Genomic DNA, 18,792 nt, shown 5'->3' with positions numbered 1-18,792 from the left:
TCCCGACTCCGGCTGCACCGCGCCAGATGCGGACCCCTACTTCTGTTCGCGCGGCCCCTCGTCGGGCGCGGCGGCCACATCCGCGATCGCGGCATCATCCACAGTGGATGGAGTGCCCTTCTCTTCCGCGACGGCGGCCGCCGCGGCATCCGGAGTCACTGCCGCCTGCTCCCGACGAGAGGCCACGAGGCTCGCGATGGTTGCAACGGCCATCGAGACCACGATGACGCCGAGCGATGCCCACGTCGAGATCTCGGGAGCCCACTCGATGTGCTCGCCGCCGTTGATGAACGGGAGTTCGTTGACGTGCATCGCATGCAGCACGAGCTTCACACCGATGAATCCGAGGATGAAGGCGATCCCGTAGTGCAGGTAGCGCAGGCGATCGAGCAGGTCGCCGAGCAGGAAGTACAGCTGGCGCAGGCCCATGAGCGCGAAGATGTTTGCCGTGAAGACGATGAACGGGCTTTGGGTGATGCCGAAGATGGCCGGGATCGAGTCGACGGCGAACAGCAGATCAGTGACTCCGATCGCGACGAAGACGATGATCATCGGCGTCCACATCTTCTTGCCGTTCACCACCGTGCGAATCTTCGCCCCGTCGTAGTGGTCGGTGATGTCGATCGTGCGCCGCAGCATCCGAACGATGAAGTTCTCTCGTTGCACCTCGTCGTCATGGTCGCCACCAGGGAACGCTTGACGCCAAGCCGTCCAGACGAGGAAAGCCCCGAAGATGTAGAACACCCAACTGAACTGCTCGATGATTGCGGCCCCGGCGAGGATGAACAGGCCGCGGAGGACGAGCGCGATGATGATGCCCACCATCAGGACTTCCTGCTGATATCGGCGCGGTACCGCGAATTGGCTCATGATCAGCACGAAAACGAACAGATTGTCGATCGACAGGCTGTACTCCGTGAGCCACCCGGCCACGAACTGCCCCGCGTACTCGCCGCCAGCGAAAATCCACATCAGCAGCGCGAACACGAGGGCGAGGCTCACGTAGAACACCACCCACAGCGTCGACTCTTTCGCGGAGGGGATGTGCGGGCGCTTCAGGATGATCAACAGGTCCGCGACCAAGATCAGAGTGAGCACAACCAGCGATCCGACTTCGAACCACAACGGAAGTTCCAGGTCCACAGCGGGCCTTTCGAGATGGGGGCAGGTGCGACGATTCGCCGAAAGTCTCTCCCCCGCGCCGACCGGCACGGTGCGCGCCCGGGGAGGTCTGGGCATCCCGTGATGACGAACGCGCGATTGACGGGATACTCCCTCTCGCTCGCATCAGGATACAGGGGACGGCGCCCGGCCGATCGCGAAATCAAAGTGAGACGGATGCCACACACCGGACACTTCAGCGGTGAGAGACAATGAGGCCACGACGTAAGGGCGCGGCGAAGACAGGATGACGATGACCCAGCCGAGCGGGATCGATGACGCAACACTCGTGGCAGAGGCCGCGAGCGGGAGCGATGTCGCCTTCCGAACGCTGTACCGCGCGTACGTGCGGCCGGTGTACTGGCTCGCGCATCGGCTGGTCGGAAATGCGTCCGATGCCGAGGACGTGACGCAGGAGACCTTCCTGGCCGCGTGGCGCAAGCTCCCCGGCCTCGAACTGGCTGGAGAGTCGCTGTTGCCGTGGCTGGTCACGATCTGCCGCTTCCAATCGGCAAACCGTATTCGTCGTCAGCAGCGCGACCGCACGCACACCACCGCCGCGGCCGAGGAAACGCTGCCGGCGACGATCGACGTCGAGCAGCAGGTGATCGACGCCGACTTCGCCTCACGCATCGTGCGCGAGGTCGCGCACCTGTCGGCGCTGGACCGCGACATCTTCCGATTGTGCGCGACGGAGGGGTACGCCTATCAAGCGGCCGCCGACGAACTCGGCATCAGTCACGGCGTCGTGCGCAATCGTCTCTCCCGCATCCGCACGCGCCTGCGGACATCCCTCGAGGAGAGCTCATGAACGACACCCCTGAAAGCGCCACTGGCACTTCGCGAGAGCATGAAGACGCTCTCCCCGAACTGTCGGATGAGCGCGTCGACCAGATGGAGCGCGCACTGTTTTCCTCGATCGCCGCTGACCGCAAGGCCCGCCGCGCGCGCCGCGGTCGATGGTGGCTCGGCGGCGCGGCTGCGGCCGCTGTCATCGTGGTCGCCGCCGTCATCGCTCCGAGCGTCACCGGGCTCGTGACCGGAACGTCGTTCTCCAGCAGCGACGAAGCAGCCGTCGCGCCTGACATCGGCGGAATCGAGATCGAGAGCATGCCCGGTAGTGGCATCGTCGCCGAAGACTTGAGCGGCGCGGACTCATCGATGTCGACGGCGAGGGAGGAGTCCCTCGATGGCGGGATGCCCGGTGCAGCGGACCGCGAGATCATCGCCACCGCCTCGGCCACGGTGGTCGTCGATGACGTCGAAGACGCAGCTATCACCGTCGCCGACGCCGCCCGCGACCGAGACGGCTACGTCGAGTCGATGAGCGTTGGCTCGTCGAGCGGGCGGGCATACACCGACGATGCGTCGGACTACGTCTCGATGCCGTATCCCTATGTGCAGGACGGCGCTTGGATCTCGGTCCGCGTCCCGGCAGACGAATTGGATGGAATGGTTCGCGAGCTCTCCGCGATCGGTGACGTGACATCGACCTCGGTGGATCGCACGGACGTCACAGACCAAGCTGTCGACCTGCGCGCCCGCATCGACGCAGCCGAGGCATCTGTCGACCGCCTGCTCGCGCTGATGTCCGAGGCGGAGGATGTCGCAGACCTCCTGACCGCAGAGTCGGCCCTCGCGGAGCGCCAGGCTCTCCTCGAGTCCTACCAGCAGCAGCTGGAATATCTCGAGGGTCAGGTCGCGATGTCGACGCTGACCGTCACTCTCGTCGCCGAGGAAGAACCCGTCGAGGCAGACCCCGCCGGGTTCACCGACGGGGTCGTGGCTGGATGGAACGGCCTGATCGCCACGCTCAACGGGATCGTGATCGCCCTGGGGTTCTTGCTGCCGTGGCTCGCCGTCATCGCGATCGCCGGCCTCATCGTCTGGCTTGTCATTCGTGCGCGCCGCGCTCGACCGACGTCAGATCACGCGGCGACGCCGGCCGCATCGACATCGACCCACTCAGACGAGGAAGGCGACGCCGATCAGCCAGCGAAGTGACCGTGATGCCTACGCACCCTGTCGCTGGGGTAATACCCATCCCGCTCGCGGGAAGTGGCACGTGTACCCGTTGGGGTAGCGCAGCAGATAGTCCTGATGCTCGGGCTCTGCCTGCCAGAAGGGGCCTGCGGGCTCGATGGTGGTGACAGCGGCGCCCGGCCACAGGCCCGACGCATCCACGTCGGCGATGGTCTCGCGGGCCGTCGTTTCTTGCTCAGGTGACAGCGGGAAGATCGCGGAGCGATAGCTGGTACCGATGTCGTTGCCCTGACGATTCAGCGTCGAGGGATCATGGATCTGGAAGAAGAATGCCAGAATGTCGCGGTACGTGGTCTTCGCCGGGTCGAAGACGATCTCTACGGCCTCGGCGTGACCCGGGTGGTTGCGGTAGGTGGCGTGATCGTTCTGCCCGCCGGTGTAGCCCACTCGCGTCTGCAGGACACCTGGCTGTCGACGGATGAGATCCTCCATACCCCAGAAACAGCCTCCGGCGAGGATGGCGGTCTCGGTTCCCGGCGTGCGCGTGATGCTTCCGGTGTCGGTCATGTTCACTCCCGTGTGTCGGTCTGTGAGGGTCAACGGCGGTCGTGCCCGTTCTGTTCCCGGCGGGCATCGTGTCACGTCTTCGGCGCTTCATGTTCGAGCAGAAGAACGGCGGGGAGATCCGGCGCGGCCCATCTCACCTCGCGTAACTCATCGCGGCGGAGCCAACGCATCGCGTCGTGATCGGTGCTGCTGACGGGCAGCGCACCCTTGAGCGTCGCACGAAAGCACACGAGGCGGATCGTGCGCGATCCGAGACGCGTGTCGTCGGTTGTGAGGTGGGCGCCGACGTGAATTTCGACCCCGAGTTCTTCCCGGATCTCGCGGATCAGTGCGTCCGCCTCGGCCTCACCGTCTTCGACCTTGCCACCCGGGAACTCCCACAATCCAGCACTCGTCCGTCCCGGCGCGCGACGGCACGCCAACACGCGCGCGTTGTCGGTGACCACGGCGGCGACGACGATCAGCGGCTGCGGGCGCGTGGTGGACACGCGCCCAGGCTACGCCGACCGCAGCATCCTGGCGGCCTTGACACCGCACGACGCCCGGTCCAGGCTCGGGCAGGGGCACTATGAGCTATCAGACGCCGGGCGTGTATGTCGAAGAGGTTCCCGCCGAGCCTCAGCCGATCCCGGGCGCACCGACGAGTGTCACCGCGTTCATCGGGCAGGCCGAACGCCCATCGAGCGCCCGCCTCGTCACATCACTGAGGGATTTTCAGCGAAGCTGGCCAGGGGACTCCGTGCTCGGACGCGCCGTAGAGGATTACTTCGCCAACGGCGGTGCGGTCACCTGGATCGCAGCTGTCGCCGCTGTCGACGCACACACCGTGCGTCGCGCCGCGGAGCAGCTCTCCGACGACGTGAGCCTGGTCGCGGTGATCGCCGATCCTCCCCCGGACCCCTCGGTGATCGCTGCCGCGGCCGCCGGCGCCGCGCGTTGTGGAGCGATGCTGCTGGTCGAGAAGGATTGGGCGGATGCCCGGGCAGCGCACCGCGCGCTGCGAGGTGGTGCCGACAGCGAGCTGGGCGCCGCGGGCGCCGACGTAGCGCTGTACTGGCCTCGCCTGCGTCGTCGGGCGTCTCACGCCGCGAGCACCGGCCTGGGCGCCGTGGCAGGGGTCATCGCATCGACGGACCTCACTCGCGGCGTGTGGGCGGCTCCGGCCGGTCGGGATGCCCGGGTGTGGAGCGCGGAACCGGCGCGGACCGTCAGCAGCGACGAACAGGCGCTGCTGACCCCCTTAGGTGTCAACGTGATCCGACACTTTCCGGGGACGGGCACCGTGCTGTGGGGTGCACGCACAACGGCATCCGATCCCGAATGGCGCTACATCGCCGTTCGCCGAACCGCGCGGTACGTCGAACGAAGCGTGGCGCGCGGACTTGATTGGACGGTGTTCGAGCCGAATGACCAGCCCCTGTGGGTGCGCGTGCGAGCGAGCGTCGATGCGTTCCTGGATGAACTCTATCGACGAGGCGCGTTCGCGGGAGGCACCCGGGACGAGTGCTTCTTCGTCCGCTGCGACCACACGGTGATGACCGTGGTCGATCGAACGAACGGGCGGCTCATCGTGGAAATCGGCCTGGCGCTGCTCAGACCCGCGGAGTTCACCGTGATCCGCGTCGTGCTCACCGCAGCCAGGCACTGAGCGGGAGTTGCGTGATCCGTGCACTCACACAACGTGCGCGATCAGGCGTGGTGTGCACCCGCCAGCGAAGACAGCGCGTCGCCGTCGAGCCGCTGCGTGGTCCATTCGTCCATCGGGGTCGCGCCGATCGACCGGTAGAAGGCGATCGAGGGCGCGTTCCAGTCGAGGACCGTCCACTCCAGACGCGAATAGCCACGTTCGGCGCACACCGACGCCAAGGATGCAATGAGCGCCTTCCCGTAGCCGCGGCCCCGCTGTGCCTCATCGACGTAGAGATCCTCGAGCCAGATGCCGTGCCGTCCGGTCCACGTCGAGTAGGTAAGAAACCAGATCGCAATACCCACGATCACACCTTCGCGCTCGACGACGTGCGCGTACGCACGCGGCTGCTCGCCAAAGAGCGTCTCGCTCAACAGCTCGACGGTGTTCTCGACGGCATCCGGCTCGCGTTCGTAAACCGCGAGCGCATGGATGCACGACAGGATGCCGGCGGCATCATCCGGGCGCGCTTCGCGCAGTGTGCTGGTGTCATCGATCCAGATCGGTTTCACCGTTCGAGCCTACCCAGCGAGGGCCTGACGAAACGAAACAGCCCCGGCCCGGGGATCCCAGGTCGGGGCTGTTCATTCTGTGCGCGAGGGGGGACTTGAACCCCCACGCCCTATACGGGCACTAGCACCTCAAGCTAGCGCGTCTACCTATTCCGCCACCCGCGCAGGTGGTGTTTTTCGGTTTTGCAACCGAGGAACGACATTACCATGAGCCGGGCGCGAGAACGAATCGGCGACGCATGACGGCGGTCGCGCGCAGCCTACGCCGTCGACACGCCGAACAGCAGACCGAGCGCGTAGGTGACCGCCGCTGCGGCGAAGCCGATCGCGAGCTGACGCAACGCACGCTTCAGGGGCGGTCCGCCCGAGAGCACACCCACGGTCGCGCCCGTCGCCATGAGCGCAACACCCACCAGGACCAGCGCAAGAATGATCGCTGCGAGACCCGAGAGCCCGAGGATCCACGGCAGAACCGGGATGATGGCGCCCGAAGCGAAGAACAGGAAGCTCGACGTCGCGGCGCGCCAGGCGCTTCCCACCACCTCGTCGTCGTCTTCACCGTCGACCACGACAGGCTCAGGGGCGGGCGCGTGGCCGCCCTGGGCATCCCCCACTACGACTCGCGCGCGTTTGAGGGCTTCTTCGGGCGCCATCCCGCGGGTGCGATAGACGAGCGCCAGTTCATTCGCGTCGAGATCGAGGTCGTTCAGCGTCGCATTGGCATAGTCACTGGGCTGTGTCGCCGCCAACAGCTCACGTTGCGAGCGCACCGAGACGAACTCACCCGCTCCCATCGACAACGCGCCTGCGAGCAATCCGGCGACACCGCTGAACAAGACGAACTGCGGCGCAACCCCGGTCGCCCCGATGCCCATGACGAGAGCCAAGTTGCTCACGAGACCGTCATTCGCCCCGAACACCGCAGCACGGAAGGTACCCGACAGTCGGCGTCGCCCACGGGCAGCCAGGCCGCGCACGACCTCGTAGTGCACTTTCTCGTCGGCGGCCATCGCCGCCGTGGCGTGCGGGTCGTCGTCATACGGCGAGCGAGCCTCGGCGTTTTGCGCCAACGCCAGCACAAAGATCGAACCGAAACGTGAGGCCATCCAACCCAGCGCCCGTGTACGCAAGCCCGGTGACGGCAGTCGCGCGGGCTCTCCCCCGAGCAGCTCGAGCCAGTGGGCCTCGTGACGCCCCTCGGCCTCGGCGAGCGCCAGTAGAATCTCGCGCTCCTCGCCGGTGCGACGATGCCCGAGTCGACGGTAGACATCCGCCTCGGAGCGCTCGTCGACGAGGTAACGCGCCCAGCGGCGGCGGTCAGCGGGCGTGGGCGCACTCGCAGGAAGTGCGGAGGCGTTCATGGGTCTCCTTGGTCTCGGTAGGTCGCTGATGTGCATGCCCAGCGACGGCATCCACGCTACTGATCAGCCCGAGGCAGAAGGCTCAGAACAACCCGATTGCCAGCATTTCGGATTCCCGAACGGCTCCCTCAGGAACGGATGCGACCGCGCAGCAGATCGATGCGGGATTGCAGCTGCGCCACCGTCGCGTGAGAGACCGCTGGCCCGCCGCAGACGCGACGAAGTTCGGCGTGTACGAGTCCGTGCGCTTCACCTGACTGGCGCGCGTACAGTCCCACAAGACTGTTGAGCAACTGGCGCTGTTCTTTGAGTGTGCGGTGCAGCGGAGCCGGGATCGTATCCTCGCTCGCGGGGGGCGCCCCGCCGGCTTCGCTCGCTTCGCGCGTGCGTCGGTGGCGGCTCTGGCGTGACTGCCGCTGCATCAGGAGCTCATGCACGTGTTCCGGCTCGAGCAGGCCAGGAAGCCCGAGGAACTCTTCTTCCTCGGGAGTGCCGGGAACGGCGAGTTGACCGAACTCCTTGCCGTCGAACAGGACGCGATCGAAGTGCGCGAGGGAACCGAGCGGCTGATACGTGAACTCTTCGGTGAGCGCGTCCGATGCCTTGTCCTCACGCTCGGCCGCGTTCATCAGGTCTTCTTCGGCGTTCCACTCATCGCCGTCGCTCTCGCGATCCAGCGCGTGATCGCGCTGACGTTCAAGCTCGTTGGCCAACGCGAGCAACTGCGGCACGTTCGGGAGGAACACGCTCGCCGTCTCGCCACGGCGACGCGCGCGCACGAAGCGTCCGATCGCCTGCGCGAAGAACAGTGGAGTGGATGCCGAGGTGGCGTACACCCCAACGGCGAGCCGAGGAACATCGACGCCCTCCGACACCATGCGCACGGCGACCATCCACCGAGCGTCAGAACCGGAGAACGTCTCGATCCGGCTAGACGCCTCGGCCTCGTCCGAGAGGACGACGGTGGGGCGCTCCCCCGTGATGCCGTGCAGTATCTCGGCGTAGGCGCGCGCTGCGGTCTGATCGGTCGCAATGACGAGACCGCCGGCGTCGGGCACCTGCTCTCGCACTTCGGTCAGCCGCCGGTCGGCGGATCGCAGCACCGCCGGGATCCACTCCCCTTCGGGATCGAGAGCCGTGCGCCACGCTTGAGACGTGATGTCTTTGGTGTTGTCCTGCCCCAGATGGGCTTCCATCTCGTCGCCGGTCTTCGTGCGCCATCGCATGTGGCCCGCATAGACCATGAAGATCACCGGGCGGACGACGCCGTCCTCGAGCGCACGCCGGTACCCGTAGGCGTAGTCGGTGCGTGAGAGACGGATGCCCTTGGCGTCCGGGTGATACTCCACGAACGGGATGGGAGCGGTGTCGCTGCGGAACGGCGTTCCGGACAGCAGAAGTCGGCGCGTGGCGCGCCCGTATGCTTCGCGCAACGCGTCGCCCCAACTGAGCGCGTCTCCCCCGTGATGCACCTCATCGAGGATCACCAGAGTCCGGGCATCCATCACCAAACGCTGGTGGACCGACGCCTTCACGGCCACTTGCGCGTAGGTGACGGCCACGCCGTGGTACTGACGTGCCGGAGCGAAGTGGCGATTACTGAACGCGGGGTCGAGACGGATCGATACGCGCGCTGCGGCGTCTGCCCACTGCGTCTTCAGGTGCTCGGTGGGGGCGACGACGACGATCCGATCGACGACGCGTCGGCGCAGCAGTTCACTGGCCAATCGCAGAGCGAATGTCGTCTTGCCAGCGCCCGGCGTTGCCGCAGCAAGGAAGTCCCGCGGCCCGTTCCCCACCCCGTCGGGGCCGTCTGACTCGAAGTAGAGGTCGAGCGCTTCTGCTTGCCACGCGCGCAACCGTTGCGCGGTACCCCACGGCGCACGCTGCGGGAACGAAGGCGACAGGTGCTCTGCAGCGAAGCTACCGATGTGCGGCTGCTCGTCGCGGTGCTCCCGCGCATCTTCCTCGTGCACCGCACCTCCCCCGACAGCAGACAACGAGTCACCACAATAAACGACGTCGCAGACATGATGCGCGATAGCCTGAGCATCGGTTACGAGCCGAGGAGCATCATGAACGACCGCGACGACAACCGCAGTCCGTACGTCCCCAATGAAGAACCACACCCGTGGCGTCGCTACGTCGCTCTGGGCGATTCGTTCACGGAAGGGATCGGCGATCCCGAACCCTCAGCACCGGGTGGGCATCGAGGGTGGGCGGACCGTGTCGCCGAGGTGCTCTCGAGCCAGGTCGACGACTTCGCCTATGCGAACCTCGCCATCCGCGGCAAGTTGATTCAGCAGATCATCGATGGCCAACTCCAGGCGGCCGTGGACCTGCAACCCGATCTGGTCACCTTTTCGGCGGGCGGAAACGATGTGATCCGCCCGGGCGGTGACCCCGACCGCGTCGCGGAGTTGTTCGAGGACGCCGTGGTGCGTCTGTCCGAGGGCGGAGCCACCGTTGTCGTCTTCACCGGCATCGACACGAACTTCACGCCGGTCTTCCGCGGCATCCGCGGCAAAGTCGCCATCTACAACGAAAACATCCGCGCGATTGCCGACCGATACGACTGCATCGTCGCCGATCAGTGGGCGCTCAAAGAGATCCAGGACATGCGGTTCTTCGACGACGACCGCCTGCACATGAACCCACTGGGGCACCACGAAGTCGCGCGCATGGTCCTGCGCGCCCTCAACGTGCCGAACGACCTGCAGCCGATGACCCCGGATCCCCTTCCCAGCCAGACATGGCGCGAGGCCCGCGCGGTCGACCTCGTGTGGGCGCGGACCCACCTTGTTCCGTGGGTGCTGCGCCGCCTGCGTCACCAGTCGTCGGGGGATTTCGTGAGCGCAAAGCGACCGGATGCCGCGCCGTACGTCGTGCTCGACAGCGCGGACGACGCGCCGGACGCACAGGAGTAGCCGCGCCTCGGAGGGAGCGCCACCTTAGGAGGCGCTTGGCCGCAAAGCCCACAGGGCGACCGCGCTCGCCGCGGCCACGTTGAGGGAATCCACCCCGCCGGCCATCGGGATCGTCACAACGGTGTCGGCCGCGGCGAGGGCGCGCGGACTCAGTCCGTCACCTTCGGCACCCAGCATGAGAGCGACTCCCTGGGGTCGGTTTGCGACGAACTCATCGAGGGACACCGCATCGTCCGACAGCGCAAGCGCGGCCAGGTGCAGACCCGCATCGTGCAGCATGCCCCGCGCCTCGCGCCACTCGGGAATCCGCGTCCACGGCACTTGAAAAACCGTCCCCATGCTCACGCGCACCGACCGCCGATACAGGGGATCGGCACACCGTGGGCTCACCAACACGGCATCGGCCCCGAGGCCGGCGGCCGCACGGAAGATCGCACCCACGTTGGTGTGATCCATGATGTCCTCGAGGATGACCACCAGCCGCGCACCCGCCACGACGTCCGTGACACGGGGCAGCGCAGGCCGGTGCATTGCCGCCAATGCGCCGCGGTGCACGGTGTAGCCGGTGATCTGTTCGGCGATCGCAGATGACACCAGGTACACGGGGATGTCTGCGTGCTGCTCCAACAGCGCGGCAACGTCGGGCAGCCACTTCTCTTGCGCGAGCACTGAGCGGGGCTGGTGGCCAGCGCCCAAAGCGCGGGCGATCACCTTCGCGGACTCGGCGATGTACAGCCCTTCCTCGGGTTCGCGCACACGCCGCAATGCGACATCCGTCAAGTCGCGAAAATCGGCGATTCGAGGGTCATCGGCACGGTCGATTGGCACCACGGGCATCCCTCCACTGTGACAGAGCGAAACGCCGCCGCGTAACATCCCCGAAAAGCAACGGGCATACACTCGGGTGCGAAGGGGGAACGCGCGTGACGATGGTCTCTCCACTCGACGCCGAACTGGCGGAAGTGATCGCCGACGCCGCCGCGGCATTGGACGGCCGGCGCATCGCCGTCCTCACCGGAGCGGGCGTCTCGACAGATTCGGGCATCCCCGACTATCGCGGGCAGGGTGCTCCCACCCGCACACCCATCACGGTGGATCAATACCTCTCCAGTGAGGCTGCGCGGCGCAGGTACTGGGTGGGTTCGCACTTGGGTTGGCAGGCGTTCGCCGGGGCTGATCCCAACGAGGGCCACCGAGCGCTCTCGCGCCTGGAGTCGCATGGCATCGTCACCGGTGTCGTGACCCAGAACGTCGACGGACTGCATGTGCGCGCAGGCTCCCGTCGCGTCGTCGAGTTGCACGGCACGATGCGCCGCGTGTTCTGTACGCGTTGCGGGCAGGTGTTCGACCGCCGCGATCTCGCTCAGCGCGTCGAGGCCCAGAACCCGTGGATCATGGTCCCCGAGAACGTCCCGCTCGGCCCGGACGGCGACGTCATCCCCGAGAGCACCGACGGTTTCATCGTCCCCGACTGCAGCGTGTGCGGCGGGATGCTGAAGCCCGACGTCGTTTTCTTCGGCGAGTACATTCCCGCCGAGAAGTTCCGCGAAGCCGAACAGTTGGTTCACTCCAGCGAGGCGCTGATCATCGCGGGGTCATCACTGGTCGTCAACTCGGGCATCCGCCTGTTGGAGCGCGCGCGTCGGCGACGCCTGCCGGTGGTGATCATCAACCGGGGCATCACTCGGGGCGACAACCGGGCGACGGTCAAGGTGAACGCGGGAACAAGCGAAGTTCTGGGTGCTCTTGCCAGGATGCTGGGCGCAGCATCCTGACTTTCTCAAGGCTCCAGCGCTCTGCCAGCGTGCGCGGGTAGGCTCGCCCGGTGACCGCGCTGACTCTCATCCGCCATGGCGAAACCGACTGGAATCTCGACCAGCGAATCCAGGGTTCCACCGACATCCCCCTCAACGACACCGGTCGCGCGCAGGCGCGTGAGGCGGCGAACCTGCTGAGGACAAGGGCCGAGACCGAACACCTGGTGGTCGTCTCGAGCGACCTGTCCCGCGCGCGCGAGACGGCCGAGATCATCGCCCGCGAACTCGCGCTCGAGGCGCCGCGGCAGTATGCCGGGCTTCGCGAGCGCTCGTACGGCGAAGCAGAGGGCGTGCGCACAAGCGAGTTCGCCGAGCGCTGGGGCGACTGGCACCGCGCTGAGGTTCCCGGCGCCGAGCCCTGGCCAGCGCTCCGCCGGCGCGCGCTCCAGGCGCTCGGCGCGGCGGTGACGGATCTTCGACGTCAGACAGCGCCCCGTCAGGCATCGCTGATCGTCGTGACACACGGCGCACTGATTCGCGAAGTCATGCGACACGCCAGCGCGGGGGCGTTCCCACCCGTCGGACAGCGACTGGCCAACGGATCAGCGCACGAGTTCTTGTTCGAGAAGTCCTCGCTGCGGCTCACGCAACCGTCGAAGCCCGAACCCGCGCGGGTCTGATCCCATCAGGTCGCTCTTAGCGAGCGTGCACCGCCCGCTGCAGCACACTGCGTGCGTGACGGAGGACGGGCTCATCGACCATGCGACCCTGATACGCGAATACTCCCGGCGCGTGGGAGGCGGCATCCAACACCCCCTGCGCCCACGTCACCTCTTCCGGCTTCGGACGGTATGCGCCCCGGATCACCTCGACCTGAGCGGGATGGATGCACGCGGTCGCCGCGAATCCGGATGCCGCCGCGTCCGCGGACTCGGCAGCCAGCCCCTGCGCATCGGCGATGTCGAGATGCACGGCGTCAATCGCGGCCTTGCCGCGCGCTGCCGCCTCAACGAGCACACGCGAACGCGCATAGCGGGCGACGTCGCGATACACGCCACTCTCGGTGCGACTCGACGTACCGCCGATGCTCGCGACCAGATCCTCTGCACCCCACATCAGGGCCACGACGTTGTCGGCCGCCGCGAGCCGGTCTGCACGCGCGACTCCTCTCGCCGTCTCGCACAGCGCGATGACCTCGAACCGCGCGTCGATGCGCGACACACGCTTGGGGGATTCTGCCTTGGCTACCATGATGCGGCGGAAGTCGGTCTGCGACAGCGTCGCCATATCGGCGGCAAAGTGTTCGGAGTCCAGGGCATTCACACGCACGATGACACGCTCGGGGTCGATTTCGGCCTCGATAAGAGCACCGCGCGCGGCCACCTTTGCACCCGGGGCGACGGCATCTTCAAGGTCGAGGATCACGGCATCGGCACGCTCGGCCGCCTTCGCGAAGCGTTCGGGCCGGTCGGCCGGGCAGAAAAGCAGCGCCGGGCCCAGGTCGAAGGCTGCGCCGCTCATGACGACGCCTCGGTCGTCGGCGCAGCATCCGAGTACCACATCAACGCGGTACGCGTGGCCTCCGCCACAACGGTGCCGTCTTGATTGCGACCGATGTGTCGCATCGTGACGATCCCCTGTCCCTCGCGCGATGCCGACCGACGGATCTGCGTGATCTCAGTCTCGGCGTACAGCGTGTCCCCGTGAAAGAGCGGTGCGGGGAAGCGGATGCCGTCGAGCCCGAGTTGTGCAACCAAGGTGCCCTGGGTCACCTGCGACACCGACGCCCCCACCAACGTGGCGAGCGTCCACATGGAGTTCATGAGCCGCTGTCCGAAGGGCTGGGTGGCGGAGTACGCCGCATCCAGATGCAGCGCCTGCGTGTTCATCGTCAGCGACGAGAACAGCACGTTGTCAGCTTCGCTCGCGGTGCGTCCGGGGCGATGCGAGAAGCGCATCCCCACCTCGAGTTCGTCGACGTACCGCCCTCGCTGCACAAGTTCACTCACGATTCTCACGCTACCCCGAGCGATCGTGCGATCACGAGCAGCTGCACCTCGTTCGTCCCCTCCCCGATTTCGAGGATCTTCGAGTCGCGGAAGTGGCGGGCAACCGGGTACTCGTTCATGAACCCATTGCCACCGAAGATCTGGGTCGCGTCACGGGCGTTGTCCATGGCAGCATCGCTCGCCGTCAGCTTCGCAATCGCCGCTTCGGTCTTGAACGGCTTGCCCGCGTCGCACAGGCGCGCGGCGTGATGCCACGCCAACCGCGCGTTGTGCACACGCTGCTGCATGCGCGCGAGGGTGAACTGCGCGCTTTGGCGGGTCGACAGAGCTTCGCCGAAAACCGTGCGCTTCTGCGCGTAGTCGAGGGCTGCCTCCAAGCATCCCTCTGCGGCACCGGTCGCGAGGGCGGCGATCGCGATGCGCCCTTCATCGAGGGCGTGGAGGAAGTTGGCGAACCCACGGCCGCGCTCACCCAGCAGGTTTTCTTCGGGAACACGAGCGTCGGTGAACGTGAGCGGGTGGGTGTCCGACGCGTGCCAGCCGAGCTTGTCATACGCGGGCCCGACCTCGAACCCGTCGGTGCCGGTCGGCACGATGATCGTCGAAATCTCCTTGCGACCGTCGGCCTCACCGGTAACGGCCGTGACAGTGACGAACGAGGTGATGTCGGTGCCGGAGTTGGTGATGAACTGCTTGGATCCGTTGATCACCCACTGTCCGCCCTGCAGTCGCGCCGTGGTGCGGGTCGCCCCGGCATCAGAGCCCGCCTCGGGTTCGGTGAGCCCGAACCCGGCGAGCGCACGACCCGCGAGCAGGTCCGGCAAATAGCGATCCTTCTGCTCCTGCGTCCCGTGCCGGTAAATCGGCATCGCGCCCAGGCTGACGCCTGCTTCGAGGGTGATTGCGATGGACTGATCAACGCGCGCGAGCCCTTCGATGGCCAGGCACACGGCGAAGTGATCGCCGCCCTGTCCGCCCACCTCCTCGGGGAACGGCAAGCCGAACAGCCCCATCTCTCCCATCTGCGCCACGACGTCCAGCGGGAGGGTGTGTGTTCGGTCTGCTTCGTATGCGACGGGCGCGACGACCTCGTCGGCGAACTGGCGGACGAGTTGAGCAAGTTCGCGCTCTTCGTCACTCAGGCTGTAGTTCTGCATATCTCCTCGATTCAGGATGACGACACCGGCGTCGGATCGACTTCGGCGTCGGGGGAATGCGTATCGGTGGGAAGGTTCTCGGCGGCGTCGATGTCGGCGAGCACCTGGTCGCGGCGCACCTGATCGCCCAGCGCGACGTGCGCGCGAGCGGTTCCGCTGTGGGCCGCGGTGACGGTGTGCTCCATCTTCATCGCCTCGATCGTCACGACTCGTGCGCCCGCCTCCACACGCTCACCGTCCGCGACGTGCACCGCGACGACGGTGCCCGGCATCGGCGCGCGCAATTGAGGGTCGGATGCCGCGGCCTGGCGTTCCCGTGCGGCCAGGCGGCGCTGTGCAGCCTCACGCCGAGTCAACGCGCGGAGGCGGTGTGTCTCGCCGTTCGCGTAGATCCACGTCCATCCCAGTGGATCCTCGGCGACAACGGCCCCGGCCGGGACGAGGGCGTCGTCCTCGTGGAGAGTGATCACCTCGCCCGCGTCGGTCTCGACATATCGAGCGATGGGCGCCCGGTCGCCGCCCAGACGCCACCCCGATGCCGTCGTCCATAGCCCTCCCACGGCCGGGCGAGCACACGCGGCACCCCTGTCGGTCGCGCGGGCCGAGTCATCGTCGGCACGCATACGCGCGGCAAGTACGCTTTGCACGGCAGGCCCGGGCTCGCTGGCGGGCAGTGGCGGCATCCGATCGATCAACCCGGTGTCGAGATCGCCCGCGCGCACGTCATCGTGCGACAGCAGGGCGCGCAAGAACGGCACATTGGATTCGACGCCCAGAAGCACCGTGTCCTTCAGCGCCATATCGAGCTGTTCGAGGGCCTGGAGGCGGTCATCAGCGTGCGCGATGACCTTCGCGATCATCGGGTCATAGTCGGCCGTGACGACGCTGCCGGTCTCGACGGCGGAATCGGTCCGCACCCCGCCCGGTGGGCGCCACGAGATGACCGTGCCCGTGGCGGGGAGGAACCCGCGGGTCGGACTCTCGGCATACACACGCGCCTCGATCGCGTGCCCGGTCAATCGGACGTCATCCTGAGTGAGTGACAGGTCCTCGCCCGCAGCGATGCGAACCTGTTGTTCCACAAGATCGATTCCGGTGACGAGTTCGGTGACGGGGTGCTCGACCTGCAGTCGCGTGTTCATCTCGATGAAGAAGAAGTCGTCGGGCCGATCCCCCGCGACGAGGAACTCGACGGTGCCGGCACCGCGATACTCGACGCTGGCCGCCGCGGCGCACGCTGCGGCGCCGAGCCGCTTCCTGGTTGGTGCGTCGATCACGGGTGAAGGGGCTTCCTCGATCACCTTCTGATGACGGCGCTGCAGCGTGCACTCGCGCTCGCCCAGGTGGATCACGCGGCCGTGGTCGTCGGCGAGAAGTTGCACTTCGATGTGCCGAGGTGAGTCGATGAGACGCTCCAAGAGCAGCGAATCGTCACCGAACGCCGCCGAGGCTACGCGACGCGCGGTCTGCAGGGCGTCGGCGAGGTCTGCTGGTTCGCGCACGACCTGCATGCCTTTCCCTCCCCCGCCTGCCGACGGTTTGACCAGCAGCGGGTACCCCGTGCGATCCGCCGCGTGAGCGATCTCCTCGTCGGTGAGCCCCAGGGCGCTGAACCCTGGCACCGTCGGTACACCATGGGCGGCCACGTGCTCTTTCGCACGGATCTTGTCGCCCATCACTTCGAGGGCGCCCTCGCCCGGGCCGATGAAGACGATCCCCGCCTCGCGGCACGCGCGAGCGAAGGCCGCGTTCTCTGAGAGGAAGCCGTACCCCGGGTGCACGGCTTCGGCACCTGTGCCGCGGGCCGCCGCGATCACTCGCTCGATGTTCAGGTAGGACTCGGATGCCGCGGCCGGGCCGATCCGCACGGCGTCGTCGGCTTCGCGCACGTGCGGCGCATCGGCGTCCGCGTCGCTGAAGACGGCGACCGAGCGAATCCCCATGTGGCGGAGAGTCCGGATCACTCGACGTGCGATCTCGCCGCGATTGGCCACCAGAACGGTGCGGAAGGGTGGAGAGGGAACTGTCGACATCGCGATCACATCCGAAAGAGGCCGAAGGCCGGGTCAGAAAGCGGAGTGCGAGAGATGACGTCGAGAGCGAGACCGAGGACATGCCGGGTGTCGAGCGGATCGATGATGCCGTCGTCCCACAAACGCGCGGTCGCGTAGTACGGGTTTCCCTGTTCTTCGTATCGCTCGCGAATCGGGGCCTCGAACGCGGATTGTTCCTCGGACGTCCACTGGTTGCCCTGAGCCTCGACCTGGTCGCGCTTGACCGTCGACAGCACCGAGGCCGCCTGAGGGCCTCCCATCACCGAAATGCGGCTCGCGGGCCACGTCCACAAGAAGCGTGGCGAATACGCTCGGCCGCACATCGAGTAGTTCCCCGCACCGAACGAACCGCCCACGATGACCGTGAGCTTGGGCACGCGGGTGGTCGCCACGGCGGTGACCATTTTGGCGCCGTCCTTCGCGATTCCGCCAGCCTCGGCGTCGCGACCGACCATGAATCCTGAGATGTTCTGCAGGAACACCAGCGGAATGCCTCGTTGGTCGCACAGCTCGATGAAGTGCGCACCCTTCTGCGCCGACTCGCTGAACAAGACGCCGTTGTTTGCGACGATGCCGATCGGATGCCCGTGCAGCCGCGCGAAGCCGGTGACGAGTGTGTCACCGTACTCTCGTTTGAACTCGTGGAACTCGCTGGCGTCGACCAGCCGTGCGATGACTTCGCGCACGTCGTACGGCTGGTTGACGTCTACGGGAACAACACCGTAGAGGCCCGCCTGGTCGATCGCCGGTTCCTGGGCTGGACCGACATCCCACGCGGGCGCGGCTGGCTGCGGAAGGGTCGCGACGATCTCGCGCACGATCTCGAGAGCGTGTTCGTCGTCCTCGGCGAGATGGTCGGCGACCCCGGAGCGACGTACGTGCATCTCGCCGCCGCCAAGCTCCTCAGCCGTGACGATCTCGCCGATCGCCGCCTTCACGAGGGGCGGGCCACCGAGGAAGATCGTGCCCTGCTCTCGCACGATGACGGTTTCATCGCTCATCGCCGGCACGTACGCGCCGCCAGCGGTGCAGGACCCCATCACGGCGGAGATCTGCGCGATGCCGGCCGCCGAGAGCCGTGCCTGGTTGAAGAAGATGCGTCCGAAGTGGTCCCGGTCGGGGAAGACGTCGTCCTGCATCGGCAGGAAGGCCCCACCGGAGTCGACGAGGTAGATACACGGCAAGCGGTTCTCGAGCGCGATCTCTTGGGCGCGCAGGTGCTTCTTGACAGTGAGCGGATAGTACGTACCGCCCTTCACCGTCGCGTCGTTGCAGACCACCATCACGTGGCGTCCCTGCACGATACCGATTCCTGCGATCACACCCGCCGCGGGCGCGGCGCCGTCGTACATCCCCTCGGCGGCAAGCGGTGCGATCTCGAGGAACGGACTGCCCTCGTCGAGCAGGCGGGTGATCCGGTCTCTGGGCAACAATTTGCCACGGGAGACATGACGCTCACGAGCGGCATCCGACCCCCCGCGCGCAACCCGGTGCTGACGATCACGCAGGGCCCGCGCCAGCTCGGCCTGCGCGTGTGCGTTCCGGTCGAACTCGGCGTCCTGTGCGGCGCTCGTGGACAACACTGTCATGCACATCTCCCTCGACGTCAAGATCCCG

At 66.8% G+C, this 18,792-nt stretch carries 18 protein-coding genes and 1 tRNA gene; 6 read left to right on the top strand and 13 right to left on the bottom strand.

The features are described from left to right. Positions 1-36: 36 nt before the first annotated feature. Positions 37-1,143 (bottom strand): TerC family protein, encoded by a 1,107-nt coding sequence (locus ON062_RS09375; RefSeq protein WP_274646868.1) that lies wholly within the window; start codon positions 1,141-1,143, stop codon positions 37-39. 271 nt (positions 1,144-1,414) lie between these two features. Between ON062_RS09375 and ON062_RS09370 the strand changes: the two genes are divergently transcribed. Next, positions 1,415-1,972: an RNA polymerase sigma factor gene (locus ON062_RS09370; RefSeq protein WP_274647056.1), complete on the top strand. Its 558-nt coding sequence runs from the start codon at positions 1,415-1,417 to the stop codon at positions 1,970-1,972. Continuing rightward, positions 1,969-3,165 (top strand): DUF4349 domain-containing protein, encoded by a 1,197-nt coding sequence (locus tag ON062_RS09365; protein WP_274646867.1) that lies wholly within the window; start codon positions 1,969-1,971, stop codon positions 3,163-3,165. The genes ON062_RS09370 and ON062_RS09365 overlap by 4 nt, the downstream gene beginning before the upstream one ends. A gap of 9 nt (positions 3,166-3,174) precedes the next feature. Here the strand turns inward: ON062_RS09365 and msrA are convergent, their stop codons facing one another. After that, the gene (gene msrA, locus ON062_RS09360; protein WP_274646866.1) at positions 3,175-3,711 is read right to left on the bottom strand and encodes a peptide-methionine (S)-S-oxide reductase MsrA; all 537 of its coding nucleotides are present in this window, start codon (positions 3,709-3,711) and stop codon (positions 3,175-3,177) included. Positions 3,712-3,782: 71 nt separating this feature from the next. Then, positions 3,783-4,199 (bottom strand): (deoxy)nucleoside triphosphate pyrophosphohydrolase, encoded by a 417-nt coding sequence (locus ON062_RS09355; protein ID WP_274646865.1) that lies wholly within the window; start codon positions 4,197-4,199, stop codon positions 3,783-3,785. Positions 4,200-4,279: 80 nt separating this feature from the next. On the opposite strand from ON062_RS09355, the gene ON062_RS09350 reads away from it, so the two are divergent. Then, positions 4,280-5,359 carry a phage tail sheath C-terminal domain-containing protein gene (locus tag ON062_RS09350; RefSeq protein ID WP_274646864.1) on the top strand — a complete coding sequence of 360 codons (1,080 nt, stop codon included), beginning with the start codon at positions 4,280-4,282 and terminating at the stop codon, positions 5,357-5,359. Between the two features lie 41 nt (positions 5,360-5,400). On the opposite strand, the gene ON062_RS09345 is transcribed toward ON062_RS09350, so the two are convergent. From ON062_RS09345 to ON062_RS09330, 4 genes are all read right to left on the bottom strand, one after another. Beyond that, entirely contained in the window at positions 5,401-5,901 is a 501-nt protein-coding gene (locus ON062_RS09345; protein WP_274647055.1) for a GNAT family N-acetyltransferase, read from the bottom strand. An 89-nt stretch (positions 5,902-5,990) separates the two neighbouring features. After that, positions 5,991-6,075: transfer RNA gene (locus tag ON062_RS09340), tRNA-Leu, on the bottom strand. Positions 6,076-6,170: 95 nt separating this feature from the next. Beyond that, on the bottom strand, positions 6,171-7,271 hold the full coding sequence (locus ON062_RS09335) for a VIT1/CCC1 family protein (RefSeq protein WP_274646863.1): 1,101 nt from the start codon (positions 7,269-7,271) through the stop codon (positions 6,171-6,173). 128 nt (positions 7,272-7,399) lie between these two features. Then, complete coding sequence (locus ON062_RS09330) at positions 7,400-9,247, bottom strand: DEAD/DEAH box helicase (RefSeq protein WP_274646862.1); 1,848 nt, start codon at positions 9,245-9,247, stop codon at positions 7,400-7,402. A 99-nt stretch (positions 9,248-9,346) separates the two neighbouring features. Between ON062_RS09330 and ON062_RS09325 the strand changes: the two genes are divergently transcribed. Beyond that, a complete protein-coding gene (locus ON062_RS09325) occupies positions 9,347-10,198 on the top strand; it encodes an SGNH/GDSL hydrolase family protein (protein WP_274646861.1) in 852 nt (283 codons plus the stop codon). Between the two features lie 24 nt (positions 10,199-10,222). On the opposite strand, the gene ON062_RS09320 is transcribed toward ON062_RS09325, so the two are convergent. Beyond that, complete coding sequence (locus ON062_RS09320; RefSeq protein WP_274646860.1) at positions 10,223-11,035, bottom strand: RNA methyltransferase; 813 nt, start codon at positions 11,033-11,035, stop codon at positions 10,223-10,225. Between the two features lie 92 nt (positions 11,036-11,127). Between ON062_RS09320 and ON062_RS09315 the strand changes: the two genes are divergently transcribed. Beyond that, positions 11,128-11,973, top strand: a complete 846-nt coding sequence (locus ON062_RS09315) for a Sir2 family NAD-dependent protein deacetylase (protein WP_274647054.1) — start codon at positions 11,128-11,130, stop codon at positions 11,971-11,973. A gap of 50 nt (positions 11,974-12,023) precedes the next feature. After that, positions 12,024-12,635: a histidine phosphatase family protein gene (locus ON062_RS09310; RefSeq protein ID WP_274646859.1), complete on the top strand. Its 612-nt coding sequence runs from the start codon at positions 12,024-12,026 to the stop codon at positions 12,633-12,635. Between the two features lie 16 nt (positions 12,636-12,651). On the opposite strand, the gene ON062_RS09305 is transcribed toward ON062_RS09310, so the two are convergent. Genes ON062_RS09305 through ON062_RS09285 form a run of 5 tightly spaced genes read right to left on the bottom strand, consistent with a single transcriptional unit; the run spans position 12,652 to position 18,764 of the window. Further along, a complete protein-coding gene (locus ON062_RS09305) occupies positions 12,652-13,476 on the bottom strand; it encodes a CoA ester lyase (RefSeq protein WP_274646858.1) in 825 nt (274 codons plus the stop codon). Next, positions 13,473-13,967 (bottom strand): MaoC family dehydratase, encoded by a 495-nt coding sequence (locus ON062_RS09300; RefSeq protein WP_368859979.1) that lies wholly within the window; start codon positions 13,965-13,967, stop codon positions 13,473-13,475. The genes ON062_RS09305 and ON062_RS09300 overlap by 4 nt, the downstream gene beginning before the upstream one ends. 2 nt (positions 13,968-13,969) lie before the next feature. After that, a complete protein-coding gene (locus tag ON062_RS09295; RefSeq protein WP_274646857.1) occupies positions 13,970-15,121 on the bottom strand; it encodes an acyl-CoA dehydrogenase family protein in 1,152 nt (383 codons plus the stop codon). Between the two features lie 11 nt (positions 15,122-15,132). Continuing rightward, on the bottom strand, positions 15,133-17,154 hold the full coding sequence (locus ON062_RS09290) for a biotin carboxylase N-terminal domain-containing protein (protein WP_274646856.1): 2,022 nt from the start codon (positions 17,152-17,154) through the stop codon (positions 15,133-15,135). Positions 17,155-17,159: 5 nt separating this feature from the next. Further along, positions 17,160-18,764 (bottom strand): carboxyl transferase domain-containing protein, encoded by a 1,605-nt coding sequence (locus ON062_RS09285; protein WP_274646855.1) that lies wholly within the window; start codon positions 18,762-18,764, stop codon positions 17,160-17,162. Between the last annotated feature and the right edge of the window lie 28 nt (positions 18,765-18,792).

The organism is Microbacterium sp. C7(2022) (assembly GCF_028823665.1).
Classification (GTDB): Bacteria; Actinomycetota; Actinomycetes; order Actinomycetales; family Microbacteriaceae; genus Microbacterium.
The sequence above is the reverse complement of the archived record's forward strand: the minus strand, read 5'-3'. Positions and strand labels throughout refer to the sequence as shown.

Bases quoted from the DNA above. Each gene is read 5' to 3' on its own strand.
- ON062_RS09320 (WP_274646860.1), bottom strand. From the start codon at position 11,035: ATGCCCGTGGTGCCAATCGACCGTGCCGATGACCCTCGAATCGCCGAT.
- ON062_RS09365 (WP_274646867.1), top strand. From the start codon at position 1,969: ATGAACGACACCCCTGAAAGCGCCACTGGCACTTCGCGAGAGCATGAA.
- ON062_RS09315 (WP_274647054.1), top strand. From the start codon at position 11,128: ATGGTCTCTCCACTCGACGCCGAACTGGCGGAAGTGATCGCCGACGCC.
- ON062_RS09370 (WP_274647056.1), top strand. From the start codon at position 1,415: ATGACCCAGCCGAGCGGGATCGATGACGCAACACTCGTGGCAGAGGCC.
- ON062_RS09350 (WP_274646864.1), top strand. From the start codon at position 4,280: ATGAGCTATCAGACGCCGGGCGTGTATGTCGAAGAGGTTCCCGCCGAG.
- ON062_RS09285 (WP_274646855.1), bottom strand. From the start codon at position 18,764: ATGACAGTGTTGTCCACGAGCGCCGCACAGGACGCCGAGTTCGACCGG.
- ON062_RS09335 (WP_274646863.1), bottom strand. From the start codon at position 7,271: ATGAACGCCTCCGCACTTCCTGCGAGTGCGCCCACGCCCGCTGACCGC.
- ON062_RS09295 (WP_274646857.1), bottom strand. From the start codon at position 15,121: ATGCAGAACTACAGCCTGAGTGACGAAGAGCGCGAACTTGCTCAACTC.
- ON062_RS09325 (WP_274646861.1), top strand. From the start codon at position 9,347: ATGAACGACCGCGACGACAACCGCAGTCCGTACGTCCCCAATGAAGAA.
- ON062_RS09305 (WP_274646858.1), bottom strand. From the start codon at position 13,476: ATGAGCGGCGCAGCCTTCGACCTGGGCCCGGCGCTGCTTTTCTGCCCG.
- ON062_RS09290 (WP_274646856.1), bottom strand. From the start codon at position 17,154: ATGTCGACAGTTCCCTCTCCACCCTTCCGCACCGTTCTGGTGGCCAAT.
- msrA (WP_274646866.1), bottom strand. From the start codon at position 3,711: ATGACCGACACCGGAAGCATCACGCGCACGCCGGGAACCGAGACCGCC.